The organism is Streptomyces sp. NPDC020422 (assembly GCF_044386705.1).
Lineage (GTDB): Bacteria > Actinomycetota > Actinomycetes > Streptomycetales > Streptomycetaceae > Streptomyces.
This window is the reverse complement of the sequence record NZ_JBIRVJ010000001.1, coordinates 877,117-889,906: the sequence shown is the minus strand read 5'-3', so window position 1 is coordinate 889,906 and position 12,790 is coordinate 877,117. Positions and strand designations below refer to the sequence as shown.

General features: G+C 74.0%; 9 protein-coding genes. 2 read left to right on the top strand and 7 right to left on the bottom strand.

Features of this window, described 5'->3' with window-relative positions; genetic code table 11:
- Positions 1–240 (top strand): helix-turn-helix transcriptional regulator (locus ACH414_RS03975; RefSeq protein WP_398940745.1); only part of this gene is annotated, 240 nt, incomplete at its 5' end.
- Positions 241–284: 44 nt separating this feature from the next.
- Here the strand turns inward: ACH414_RS03975 and ACH414_RS03970 are convergent.
- Complete coding sequence (locus ACH414_RS03970) at positions 285–2,861, bottom strand: cation-translocating P-type ATPase (RefSeq protein WP_398940744.1); 2,577 nt, start codon at positions 2,859–2,861, stop codon at positions 285–287.
- A 6-nt stretch (positions 2,862–2,867) separates the two neighbouring features.
- Entirely contained in the window at positions 2,868–3,725 is an 858-nt protein-coding gene (locus ACH414_RS03965; protein ID WP_382544144.1) for a universal stress protein, read from the bottom strand.
- Between the two features lie 306 nt (positions 3,726–4,031).
- On the opposite strand from ACH414_RS03965, the gene ACH414_RS03960 reads away from it, so the two are divergent.
- Positions 4,032–5,477, top strand: a complete 1,446-nt coding sequence (locus ACH414_RS03960; RefSeq protein WP_398940743.1) for an MBL fold metallo-hydrolase RNA specificity domain-containing protein — start codon at positions 4,032–4,034, stop codon at positions 5,475–5,477.
- 33 nt (positions 5,478–5,510) lie between these two features.
- On the opposite strand, the gene ACH414_RS03955 is transcribed toward ACH414_RS03960, so the two are convergent.
- The 5 genes from ACH414_RS03955 to ppsA all read right to left on the bottom strand — a co-directional run bounded on the left by ACH414_RS03955 (position 5,511) and on the right by ppsA (position 12,603).
- The gene (locus ACH414_RS03955) at positions 5,511–8,234 is read right to left on the bottom strand and encodes a cation-translocating P-type ATPase (protein WP_398940742.1); all 2,724 of its coding nucleotides are present in this window, start codon (positions 8,232–8,234) and stop codon (positions 5,511–5,513) included.
- Positions 8,235–8,471: 237 nt separating this feature from the next.
- Positions 8,472–8,975, bottom strand: a complete 504-nt coding sequence (locus tag ACH414_RS03950) for a flavodoxin domain-containing protein (protein WP_382544135.1) — start codon at positions 8,973–8,975, stop codon at positions 8,472–8,474.
- Complete coding sequence (locus ACH414_RS03945) at positions 8,972–9,418, bottom strand: Hsp20/alpha crystallin family protein (RefSeq protein ID WP_382544133.1); 447 nt, start codon at positions 9,416–9,418, stop codon at positions 8,972–8,974. Before ACH414_RS03945 ends, ACH414_RS03950 begins: the two co-directional genes overlap by 4 nt.
- A 110-nt stretch (positions 9,419–9,528) precedes the next feature.
- On the bottom strand, positions 9,529–9,942 hold the full coding sequence (locus ACH414_RS03940) for a CBS domain-containing protein (protein WP_382544130.1): 414 nt from the start codon (positions 9,940–9,942) through the stop codon (positions 9,529–9,531).
- 261 nt (positions 9,943–10,203) lie between these two features.
- Positions 10,204–12,603, bottom strand: a complete 2,400-nt coding sequence (gene ppsA / locus ACH414_RS03935; RefSeq protein ID WP_398940741.1) for a phosphoenolpyruvate synthase — start codon at positions 12,601–12,603, stop codon at positions 10,204–10,206.
- Positions 12,604–12,790 lie beyond the last annotated feature (187 nt).

Below are 12,790 nucleotides of genomic sequence, written 5' to 3'. Positions count from 1 at the left end.
GAGCCGGCCAGACCGCCGGAGGACGAGCGGCTCGCCGTGCTGTCCGAGCGGGAACGAACCGTGCTCGATCTGATCGGCGAAGGGCTCACCAACCGGCAGATCGCCAAACGGCTCTACCTCTCCGAGAAGACGGTCAAGAACCACATCTCCCGGCTCCTCGGCAAACTCGGCGTGGAACGCCGCGTCCAGGCCGCCGTGATCGCCGCCCAGGCCCACGAGGACGGTGCACAGGAGCGGTAGCGCGGACGGGCGCGGAGTCGCGTGGCCCCGCCTGCCGCGTCCGCCTACCCCGTCCGCCGGAACGCGGTCCGCACCAGGCGTGCCGCGACGAACCCGCCCGGCGCGCAGACGGCCGCGAGGGCGATTCCCGTCCAGCCGAGCGGTTCGGTCTCCAGGACCGAGCTCAGGAACGGGACGTAGAGGGCCGCGGCGGCCAGCAGGGCGGAGGCGAGGACCGAGAGCGGCAGGAACGGGTTCTGCCGGGTCAGCAGCCGTGCCCGCAGCCCCAGGACGACGCCGAGCTGGGCGGCGAGCAGGGCGAGGAAGAGGACGCTCTGCCACGGCAGCCCCAGCGTCCGGGCGGCGAGTGCCGCGCCGAGCGTGACGGTCGTGACGACGGCGGCGAGGAGGAGCAGCCGTTGCCAGGCACCGCCGCCGAGGATGTGCTGGTCAGGGGGGCGGGGCGGCCGGCGCATGGTGCCGGGGGCGGCGGGTTCGGCGCCCATGGCGACGCCGGTGAGGCCGTGGGTGAGGAGGTTGATCCAGAGGATCTGGCCCGCTCTGAGGGGAAGCGGCAGCCCGAGCAGCGGGCCGGCCAGCATGACGAGGATCTCGGCGGCGCCGCCGGCCATTCCGTAGACCAGGAAGCGGCGGATGTTGTCGTAGACGCGTCGGCCCTCCTCGACGGCGGCGACGACCGTGGAGAGCTCGTCGTCCGTGAGGACGAGGTCGGCCGCCTGCCGGGCCACCTCGGTGCCGCGCGCACCCATGGCGACGCCGATGTCGGCCCGGTGCAGGGCGGGGCCGTCGTTGACGCCGTCGCCGGTCATGGCGGTCACGGCTCCCGCGGCACGCCAGGCTTGGACGATGTCCACTTTCTGCTGGGGGTCGGTGCGGGCGAAGACGGGGACGGCGGTGAGGTCGGCGACGCGTCCGGCCGCCACATCCGCACCCGTGATGACCTGCCCGTCCGACTCGCCCCGGTCTCCCAGGAGCGCCACGCCGGACGCCACCGCCCGCGCCGTCGCGGGGTGGTCCCCGGTGATCAGTACGGGGGTGATGCCGGCCGCGCGGCAGGCGGCGAGGGTCGCGGCGGCGTGCGGCTTGGGCGGGTCGCTCAGCGCGACGAGGCCGAGCAGGGTGAGGCGGGTCTCCGCCGCGGTGACCGGGTCCGGGACCTCGTCCCGGACCCGCGAGGCGACCGCGAGCACACGGTAGCCGCGCTCGGCCAGCCGTGCGGCCTGCCGACGGGCCTCGGCGAGGGCGTCCGGCCCGGCGGCGAGGACGGCGGGGTCGAGCACGGCTTCGGGGGCGCCCTTGGTGCAGACGAGCACCCGGCCGTGTGCGGTCGTGTGCAGGGTGGTCATGCGTCGGCGCAGGCTGTCGAAGGGGACCTCCGCGATCCGGGGCCGGCTCGCCGAAAGCGCCGCCTGCGCCGGGCAGCCCGCCTTGGCGGCGGCCGCGAGCAGGGCGGCCTCCATGGGGTCGCCCAGGGCGGTCCAGCGGGCGTCGGACGGGGCGGGGTCCGGCGGGCGGAGGGTGGCGTCGTTGCACAGGGCTGCCGCGGTCAGCAGCTCCCGTACGGGCCGGAGCTCGTCCTCGGTCGCCGGTCGCCCGTCGACGAGGACCTCCCCCACCGGCTCGTAGCCGACACCGGAGAGTTCCGCACGCACGCGCGGGGTCCAGACGTGCTGGACGACCATGCGCCCCTCCGTGAGCGTCCCGGTCTTGTCGGTCGCGAGCACGGACACGGAGCCCAGGGTCTCGACGGCCGGCAGCCGCCGCACCAGGGCGTGCCGGGCGACCATGCGCCGGGCTCCGAGGGCGAGGGCCAGGGTGACGACGGCCGGGAGGGACTCGGGGACGGCGGCCACGGCGAGGCTGATGGCCGTGACCGCCATGGTGCCGGGCGGGAGTCCCCGTACGAGCCCCAGGGCGAAGACCAGCACGCACAGGGAAAGGGTGACCACGGCGAGCACGCGCCCGAGGGCGGCGAGACGCCGCTGCAGCGGGGTCGGCTCGCGGCGGGTGTCGAGCAGGGCCGCGATGCGGCCCAGCGCGCTGCCGGATCCGGTCGCCGTCACCGTGGCCACGCCCCGGCCCCGGACGACGACCGTGCCGGCGCTCAGGGCGTCTCCCCCGGCCTTGTCCACGGGCACCGACTCCCCCGTGAGCATGGACTCGTCCAGGAGCAGGGCGGTTGCCTCGGCGAGCTCGGCGTCGGCGGCGACTATGTCGCCCTCGCCGAGCCGGAGGACGTCTCCCGGGACGACGTCGGCGGCCGGCAGGTCGCGGACGGCGCCGTCGCGCAGCACACGGGCGTGCGGGGCGCTCAGGGCGGAGAGGGCGGCGACGGCGTTGTCGGCCCGGATCTCCTGGGCGACGCCGACGGCGGTGTTCACCGCGATGACCAGCGCGATGACGACCGCGTCGGGATGGTCCCCGATGGCGAGGGTGAGGGCGACCGCGCCGAGGAGCACCGTGATCAGCGGGTCGCGCAGCTGCGCGAGGATGCGGCTGTGGAGGCGTACGGACCTCTCCGAGGTCACCTCGTTGGGCCCGGACGCGGCGAGTCGGCGCGCCGCCTCCGACTCGGTGAGACCGCTCGCCTGACCGGGCGACGCGATGGCCGGCGCCGTCATGGCGGTTCACCCGACGGGGACGGTGATGACGGGGCAGTGGGCGCGGTGCAGCAGGCCGTGGACCACGGAGCCGAGGCGCATCCCGCTGTACCCGCCGTGGCCCCTGCGGCCGACGACGAGGGCCAGGGAGTGCTCGGCGGCCTCCGCCAGCACCTCGACGGGCGAGCCGGCGATCACCTCGTGGGTGAGCCTCACGTCCGGGTACTTCTGCGCCCATCCGGCGGTGGTCTCGGAGAGCAGCCTGCGCTCGGCGTGGAACAGGGAGTCCCCGGTGGGCAGGGAGAAGACCGGAGCTTGCCGGACGGCGATGGCGCGCAGCGCGCAGCGGCGCAGATCCGCCTCGTCGAGGGCCTGGGCCAGAGCGGCCCGGGAGGACTCGCTGCCGTCGATGCCGACCACCAGGTAGGGCGGGTCCTGGGTGACGTGCTCCGCGTCGCCCACGACGACGACCGGGCACCGGGCCTGCGCGGTGACCGGCACCACGAGGGAGCCGGCGCTCAGGTACTCCTCGGTGCGGCTGAGGTGCCGTGAGCCGAGGACGACCATGGCGGCCTCCGCGCTCAGCCCGGTCAGCACCCGGGACGGGACTCCGTCGACGAGCGTCGTGGTGACGCGGACGCCGGGGCGGCGGCCGTGCGCCCACTCCGACGCGGTGCGCAGCGCGGCCTCCGCGTCGACCGCGCGGGCGTGGTGATGCGGGATTCCGGCATGCCGGGGGTCGTGCACCGGCGGGACGGCGGCCACCAGGCGCAGGGCGAGGCCGCGGCGGTCGGCCTCGTCGACGGCCCAGGCCAGCGCGAGGTGCCCGTTCCTGACGGGGTCGATGCCCATGACGATGTCGGGGCGTTTCGTCGTACCGGTCATGGTGAGCTCCCCTGTCAGGGTCCGTGCCGGGGACGGGTCCCACGGGGCCGTGGTCGGCACGGTGCGGCTCCTCCGTTCGGAGCGCCTGTTCTCACCGTGGCATCGGGTGGCCTCGCGTCCGCAGGGCCGCTGGGGGCAAGGGAGGGGCCGAAGGTCCCCTTCCGCGCCCGGCCGTGCCGCCCCCGCGCCGCCGGCGGCGGCGCGGGGGTGCCGATCGGCCCACGGAAGGGCGCCGGTCGGACCCTCCGGGACACGGCGGTGCGGTGCGAGGGTGGAGACCGGCAGCTACTCCGAAGGAGGACGGCCATGTCCCAGGCAGCTTCGAACCCCGCTCCCTCCGCGCCCGGCGGTCCCGCCGCCCCGCGACCGGCCCTGCTGAGCTTCCTGGGCGGCGTGGGGACGGTCACGGGCAGCAAGTTCCTGGTCGAGACCGACCATGCGCGGATCCTGCTCGACTGCGGCCTCTTCCAGGGCTTCGCGAACCTCAGACGCCGCAACTGGGACCGGTTCGCCCGGGACGCCGCCGACGTGGAGGCGGTGGTGGTCACCCACGCCCACCTGGACCACTGCGGCTATCTGCCGCGCCTGGTCCGGCAGGGCTTCCGGGGACCGATCCTCATGAGCCCGCACACGGCCCGGCTCGCGGCGATCGTGCTGCGCGACAGCGCACGGCTGCAGATGGAGGCCGCCCGGCACGCCAATGAGCACGGCTGGTCCAAGCACCGCCCGGCCAGGCCGCTCTACGACGACACCGACGTCGACAAGACGGTGTCCTTCTTCGATCCGGTCACGGTCGGTGCCGACGTGGAGATCATGGCCGGCATCCGGCTGACCCTCCACCACGGCGGGCACATCCTCGGCTCGGCCTGGGCCCGCCTCACCCTGGAGGACGGGCACACCCTGGCCGTCTCCGGGGACCTCGGCCGCCCCGGGCATCCGCTCCTGCTGCCGCCGGAGCCGTTCTCCGGCGCCGACGTCCTGCTCATGGAGTCGACGTACGGCGACCGCCGCCACGACCAGGAATCCGGCCGCTCGGCGTTCGCCGACGTCATCGCCAGGACCCTGGCCAGGAGCGGCACCGTCGTCATCCCGGCCTTCGCGATCGACCGCACCGAGGTCGTCCTGCACGAACTGACGCGGCTCCGCGAGACGGGAGTCCTCCCGAGGTCGGTGCCCGTGTTCGTGGACAGCCCCATGGCCCTGGCGGCCCTCGACGTCTACCGGGACGCCGTGCGCGAGCGCTCCGCCGAGCTGCGGCCCGAGATCCTGTCCCAGGGCGAGGCCGCCCTGAGCCCCGCGCCCTTCCTCGCCGCCCGCTCGGTGCAGGAGTCCATCGACATCAACAGCACGCGCGGCCCCGCCGTCATCGTCTCCTCCGCCGGCATGGCCACCGGCGGCCGGGTCCTGCACCATCTGCACCGGCTGCTGCCCGATCCGCGCAACGCCGTGGTCGTGGTGGGCTTCGCCGCGGCCGGCACCCGGGCGCGGGACCTGGTGGACGGTGCCCGGGCGCTGAAGATGTTCGGCGAGTACGTGCCGGTACGCGCCGAGGTCGCCGACGTACCCCACTTCTCGGCTCACGCCGACGCCGGACAGATCGTCGAGTGGCTGCGCGGCGCGCCCGCCCCGCACACCACCTACCTGGTGCACGGCGAACCGTCGGCGTCCGAGGCGCTGCGCGACCGCATCGACCACGAGCTGGGCTGGACGGCCATCGTCCCCCGCTCGGGCGAGGCCGTCCTGGTCCGCTGAACGGACCCGCCCGTGGGACCGGACCGCGTCCGGTCAGCGGGTCTCTCCGGCCCCCGGGGCCGACTGCCTCCGGCGGCGCCGCCAGGCCCGCCGGAGCTCGTCCGTGCCCCACACCAGGATCGGAAACGTCGCGATGAGCAGGATGACGTCCGGGGGGAGGGCTGCCGTGCCGAAGAGGTGCTGGAGCGGGGGCGCGTAGACGAGGGCGGCGGTGAAGGCGAGCTCGAAGACGATGCCGACGAGCAGCAGCGGGTTGGAGAAGACGCCGATCTCGTGGAGCGCGGCGTGGTCGGTCCGCGCGGCGAAGGCGGTGCCGATCTGACAGGTGACGATGCCCGCGAAGGTGGCGGTGGTGGCCGTCACGTACGCGTGGTGCAGGGGGCTGCCGGCCCCGGTCGGGTCGCCGGGCTGCCAGCCCGCGCGCCACAGTACGGAGAAGTAGCCGATCATGACGAGGGCTGCCGACACCAACCCCAGGTACCCCCAGCTGCGCACGAGCATGTCACGGGAGATGACGCCCTGGTGCTGGGGCCTCGGCGGCCGTTGCATGATGCCGGGCTCGGAGCGTTCCCTGCCGAGGGCGAGTGCGGGAAGCGTCTCGGTGCCGAGGTCGATCGCGAGGATCTGCAGCACGGTGAGCGGCAGGGGGACGGCGCCGGCCGAGAGGGCGAAGACGAGGAAGGGCACGATCTCCGGGGTGGCGTGGGCGAAGATGTAGACGATGAACTTGCGCACGTTGTCGTAGACCCTGCGGCCCGCCTCGATCGCGGTCACGATGGTGGCGAAGTCGTCGTCGGTGAGGACCATCGCGGCGGCCTCGCGGGCCACGTCCGTGCCCGAGCGGCCCATCGCCACGCCGATGTGCGCACGGTGCAGCGCGGGGGCGTCGTTCACGCCGTCGCCGGTCATGGCGACGATCCGGCCGTGGGCCCGCAGGGTGTCGGCGACTTTGAGCTTCGTCTCGGGCGAGGAGCGTGCGAAGACGATCTCGGCGTCGCCTGCCACCAGGAGGCGGTCCAGCGCGTCGTCGTCGAGTGCCTCGGAGGCCGCGACGACCTGGAGACGGGGCACGCCGATGCCGACTTCGCGGGCGACCGCCGCCGCCGTGGCCCCGTTGTCGCCCGTCACGATGTGGACCCGCACCCCGGCGCCGTGGCAGCGCTCGACGGCCGCCGCCACCTCGGCGCGGGGCGGGTCGTACAGGCCGACGAGACCGAGCAGGGACAGCTCCGACTCGGCGTCCTGGCGGCGCGACGGCCGCTCGGCGCCGCTCGGCAGCTCGCGGGCGGCCACGGCGAGGACACGCATGCCGCCCGCCGCCAGTTCATGCGCCGCCGCCCGGGCTCCGTCCGTGTCGGGCCCCGGCCGCAGCCGGGGCAGGATCGCCTCGGGCGCGCCCTTGGCGACGATCCGCGCGCGGCCCGCCGCCCGGTCGTCCTGCTGCACCACCGACATCATGCGCAGCCGGGGATCGAAGCGGAACAGCGCCTGCCGTCCCTCGTCCCGTCGGCCTGGATCCACGGGGCTGCCGTACTCCGCGGCGCCGGCGACGAGGGCCGCCTCCGTCGGGTCGCCGTGCGGTTCGCCATCGGCGTCGCGGGTGACCGTGGTGCACAGGGCGGCCGAGTGGATCAGCTCCTGGGCCCAGGGGCCCGGTTCCGTGCCGTGGCCGGGCGTCCACAGGGCGTGCAGGCGCATCCGGTTGCGGGTCAGGGTGCCGGTCTTGTCCGTGCAGATGACGCTCGTGGAGCCGAGCGTCTCCACGGCGCTCAGGCGTTTGACCAGGGCGCCCCGCCGGGCCAGGGAGCGGACTCCGACGGCCAGGGCGAGGGTGATGGTCGGAAGCAGTCCTTCGGGAACGTTGGCGACGAGCAGGCCGATGGCGAACATCAGGGATTCGGTGAGGGGCAGCCCGACCGCCACACCGACGCACAGGAAGACGATCCCCATGCCGGTGGCGACGCCGGCGATGAGCCAGGCGACCTTCTTGACCTGTCTCTCCAGGGGGCTGGCCTCGCGCCGGGTGCGCTGGCTGAGTGCGGCGATCCGGCCGAGTTCGGTGTGGTGGCCGGTGGCGAACACCACGGCCCTTGCCTGCCCTTCGACGCAGGTCGTTCCGCTGAAGACGAGGTTGGGCTCCTCCAGGAGGGGCGCGCCGAGGAGACCGGCCGCGGCGATCCGTTCGGCCGGCACGGACTCCCCCGTGAGCGTCGACAGGTCGACCTCGACCCCGCCGTCGGTGACCCGCGCGTCGGCGGGGACCTTGTCGCCCTCTTCCAGGAGGATCACGTCCCCCGGCACCAGGTCCCGGGCCTCCACGGTCGACGGCTTGCCGTCCCGTACGACGAGGGCGTGCTCGGGCAGATAGCGCGCGAGGGTCTCCACCGCGCGCTCGGCCTGGCGCTCCTGGAGGAGGGCGAAGGCCGCGTTGACGCCGATGACCGCGAGGATCGCCCAGCCGAGGACGGCGAGGTCGGCGACGTAGGCGAGTGCGGCCGCCGCCCACAGCAGCAGCGCGAGGGGGTGGGCCAGCTGTCCGGCCAGTTCCCGCGGGAGGGAGGAGCGCGCCTTGCGCCGCACCTCGTTCGGGCCGTGGACGGCGAGGCGGCGGGCCGCTTCACGTGCGGACAGTCCGTCCGGTCCGGTCGCCAGTTCACGGCGCAGCCGGGGCAGCGGCTCCTCCGGGTCGAGCGGGAGCCCGGCGTCGGGGCGCTCGGCCTGCCGCTCCGCCGCCGCGCCGCCCGTAGGGTCATTCATCGGCATGCCCGGGGCCGGTGCCCCGACGGAGCCGGCCGGGCCGTACGGGCTCGGCCCGTTCCCCCTCCCGTCCCCGGGCGGCGACACCGCCGCTGGTCACGGCGGTCGCCGGGGTCGGTACGCGCGGACCTCGCAGGCCCGGTCCCGCCGCCGGCGCTGTCGGCCGGTGGCCTGATGCGTCTGCGCGGCTCATGTCGCACCTCCGGGTTGGGAGGGCCGGACGGCTCGGCGGTGTGCTCAGCGCGTGGCGCCGAGTTCGCTGCCGATGTGGTGCGCCCACTCCTGGATCCGCTGCGGGTTGCGGAAGTCCCCGCCCTTCCCGTGGCGGACCAGGGACCGGGCGATACGTCCGGACGTGTCGGCGGTGACGGCGCCGCCGAACGTGATGTGTTCGCGCGCCCCCAGCTTCTTCATCCGGCGGGCCACGCCGGGTGTGGGCGGGATGTCGTGCTGTTCTGCGGAGCTGTCGACGGGCCCGCTGCTGAAGAGCCAGACGGGCCGGTTGCGCAACTGCTCGGCGTTGCGGCGGGCGCACCGGCTGGCCTTGCCGTTCCAGCGCCCGGCGTAGAGGGCGCCGCCGAGTACGACGCCGTCGTATCCGCTCACGTCGGTGACGGTGTCGGCGGGCAGGACGACCGCGTCGACGCCGTCGGCGCGGAGCGCCTTGCCGATCTCGTCGGCGATGCCCGCGGTCGCGCCGTGCCTGCTCCCGTAGGCGACCAGCACGCGTGTGTGCGTCATGACCTCTCTCCTCTTTCCACGCGCCGCACCGGGATGCTGCGTGCCGTCCCGGTCTTCGCTTCGGGCATCGGGATGCGGATGGTGAGGATGCCGTCCTGGTACGACGCGTCCACCTCCTCGGCGGGGATCGGGGCGGGGAGCCGCAGAGTCCGGCGGAACGCTCCGTAGCGGAACTCCGAGTGCTCCTTGTCCTCCTCGCTCTCGCTGTGCTCCGCGCTCACCGTGATCAGGTTGTCGTCGACGCTGATCGTGATGTCCTCGGGCCCCATGCCGGGCAGTTCGGCGCGCAGCACGTAGCCGCCTTCACCGCTGGTCACCTCCACCGGGATGGAGTGCGCGGCGGCGCCGGGACGCCATCCGGGCAGCCCCGGGAACTCGCGGTTGAACCAGTCGTTGAAGTCGGGGATGAGGCTGTGCCTGCGTTCCACCTTGTCTCCGGTCATCGTTCCGCTCCTCGTGTGCGGCTCCCGGGGCGGGTTCCGTCCGACGGGTCGGGCCGGGAGTCCTGTTCGCCCCCACCTCCACTCTCCCCCTCGTGCCGTCGGACGTCCGTTCAGCGGCAGATCTGCTCGACGAAGTGGCCCACCACCTCCTCCGGCAGGTGCCTGGCGAGGTCGGCCTCGCTGATCATGCCGACCAGGCGGTGGTCGTCGATGACCGGCACGCGACGGACGCGGTGGTCCTGCATGGTGCGGAGCACCTGCTCGGCGTCGGCGGTCGCGTCGACCGTGACCGGCTTGCCCTGCGCGAGGTGTCCTGCCGTCATGGCGCGGGGGTCCTTGCCCTTCGCCAGGCACTTCACCACGATGTCGCGGTCGGTGATGATGCCGTGGAGCCGTTCGTCCGGCCCGCAGATGGGCAGGGCGCCGACGTCGAGTTCGCTCATGCGGCGCGCCGCGTCCATCAGGGTCTCGTTCTCCTGCACACAGCTCGCACCGGTGTGCATGATCTCTCTGGCGGTCGTCATGGCCGAGTCCTTCTTCCCTGTCCTCGCCGTCTTCGTGTCTTCGTGCTGTGGTCGGGTGGGGCTCCCGCGGGCGGAGTCAGAGGAAGGCCGCGGAGACCCGGACGGTGTGTATCGGGCGCCCGGGGCGCGTCCTCGCCTCCAGGGCGCGGGGATCGGCGCCGGACCGCCGGGGCGGTGCGTCGCCCGTGGTGCCTCGGGGACCGGACCGGCGCGGGGGTCCGGCGTCCCGGGCGGGGCGGCGACGGTTCCTGCGGGGCATGCTCACTCCTCTCCGCCGGGTCCGGTGCCGGGATTCGCCTCGGCTCGGGCCACGTGCCGCTTGACCGCGGCGAAGCTGTCCGGTGCCACCGAGAGGGAGTCGAGGCCCGCTTCGACCAGGATCGTGGTGAAGTCAGGGTCGTCGCTGGGCCGCTGGCCGCACAGGCCGACGGGGCGTCCGGCCGCGTGGGCGCGGGCGGCGAGAAGGGCGATGCTGCGGACGACGGCGGGGTCCCGCTCGTCGAAGACATGGGCGAGCGCCTCGGAGTCGCGGTCGACGCCGAGGGTGAGCTGGGTGAGGTCGTTGCTGCCGATGGAGAAGCCGTCGAAGCGTGCGGCGAACTCCTCTGCCAGGACGATGTTGGCCGGTATCTCGGCCATGACGTACACGCGCAGCCCGTTCTCGCCGCGCACGAGCCCCTCTTCCGCCATCACGGCGAGGACCTGGTCGGCCTCACGGAGGGTGCGGCAGAAGGGAATCATCACGATGACGTTGGTCAGCCCCATGTCGTCGCGCACGCGCCGCAGCGCCCGGCACTCCAGGGCGAATCCCTCGCGATACCCCTCGCTGTAATAGCGGCTCGCGCCGCGCCAGCCGATCATGGGGTTGGCCTCGGCGGGTTCGAAGGGCCGGCCGCCGAGCAGCTTGGCGTACTCGTTGGTCTTGAAATCGCTGGTCCGGACGACGACGGGGGCCGGCCACCGCGAGGCGGCGATGCGGGCGATGCCCCTGGCCAGCCGGTCGACGAAGTACTGTCCCCGGTCGAGGTAACCCTCCGTGATCCGCTCGACGAGGTGCAGGTCGTGCGCGTCGAGCCGCTCCGGGTGGAGCAGGGCCATGGGGTGGACCTTCACCTGGTGGGCGACGATGAACTCCAGCCGGGCGAGCCCGACGCCGTCGGCGGGGAGGCGCCACCACCGGAGGGCAGCGGACGGATCGGCGAGGTTCAGCATCACCCGGGTGCGGGTGGGCGGCAGGTCCGCGAGGTCGGTGCGGGTCTCCTCGTACGGGAGCAGTCCCTCGTAGACGTGTCCGTTCTCGCCCTCGGCGCAGGAGACCGTCACGGCCAGGCCGTGGCCCAGGATGCGGGTGCCGTCTCCGGTGCCGACGACGGCGGGTACGCCGAGCTCGCGGCTGACGATCGCGGCGTGCGACGTGCGGCCGCCGTGGTCGGTGACGATGGCGGCGGCCCGCTTCATGACCGGTTCCCAGTCGGGATCGGTGACGCCCGTGACGAGGACCCCGCCCCGGGGGAAGCGGTCGAGGTCGACGGGGGCGTCGAGCGCGACCACCGGGCCGCGGCCGATCGCCTCGCCGACGGCCTTGCCGGTCACCAGCGGCTCCCCCGGTGTGACCGTGAGGCGGCAGCTGCTCAGGGTCGTGGCGGGCCGTCGTGACTGCACGGTCTCGGGCCGGGCCTGGACGATCCACAGGTCGCCGGTGAGTCCGTCCTTGGCCCACTCCAGGTCCATCGGGCAGCCGTAGTGCTCCTCCACGGCCGCCGCCCAGCCGGCGAGCGTGCGGACCTCGGAGTCGTCGAGCACGCGCTGCCCCCGCTCGCTGTCGAGCGTGTCGACGGTGCGGGTCAGACCCGTGTCCGCGTACACGGTCTTGAGGCGCTTGGTGCCGATCCGGACGTCGATCACGGGGTCGAGAGCCGGATCCTTCATGCTCGGTTTGAACACGGTGTACTCGTCGGGGTCGACCCGGCCGCTGACGACGGTCTCGCCCAGCCCCCAGGCGGCACTCACCACGACCACGTCGGGGAACCCGGTCTCCGGGTCCAGGGTGAAGGCGACGCCGGCCCCCGCGAGGTCGGACCGGACCATGAGCTGGACGCCGACCGAGAGGGCGACGGACAGCTGGTCGAAGCCCATGCGCTCGCGGTAGTCGACGGCCCGGTCGGTGAACAGGGACGCGTAGCAGCGGGTGCACGCTTGGAGGAGCTCCTCGGTGCCACGGACGTTCAGGTAGGTCTCCTGCTGTCCGGCGAAGCTGGCCTCGGGCAGGTCCTCCGCGGTCGCGCTGCTGCGCACGGCCACGTCGGGCGACTCGCGTCCGGACTCCTTCGCCAGCCCCGCGTACGCCGTGAGCACGGCGTCCCGCAGGGGCTCGGGCAGCGGCCGCGCGAGGAAGAGCGAGCGGACGGCCGCCCCGACCTCGTCGAGCGGGGCGCCCTCGTGCAGCCGGTCGATCTGTTCCTCGACGAGGCGTCGCAGGTCGCCGGTGCCGAGCAGTTCCCGGTACGCGTCGGCCGTGGTGGCGAACCCCGGCGGGACGCGGATGCCGACGGCGGAGAGCCGGTTGGTCAGCTCGCCCAGCGAGGCGTTCTTGCCTCCCACGCGTGCGACGTCCTGCCGGCCCAGTTCCGTGAACGGCACGACGCGTCGTATCGGTCCCATGGCGTCCTCCACGGTTTCTCGCCGCGTTCGTCAGTACGGGAGCGGACGGCCGGAGGGCGTCCGCAGGTCGGGGGCGGCGGGGCGGCGGGACGGACGGGGCCGGCGGCTGATCCGGATCTGCTGCATCGTGCTCACCTCTCCGGGGGTCCGGACGGCGGTCCGGGACCGATGTCGTCCTCCCACGGTG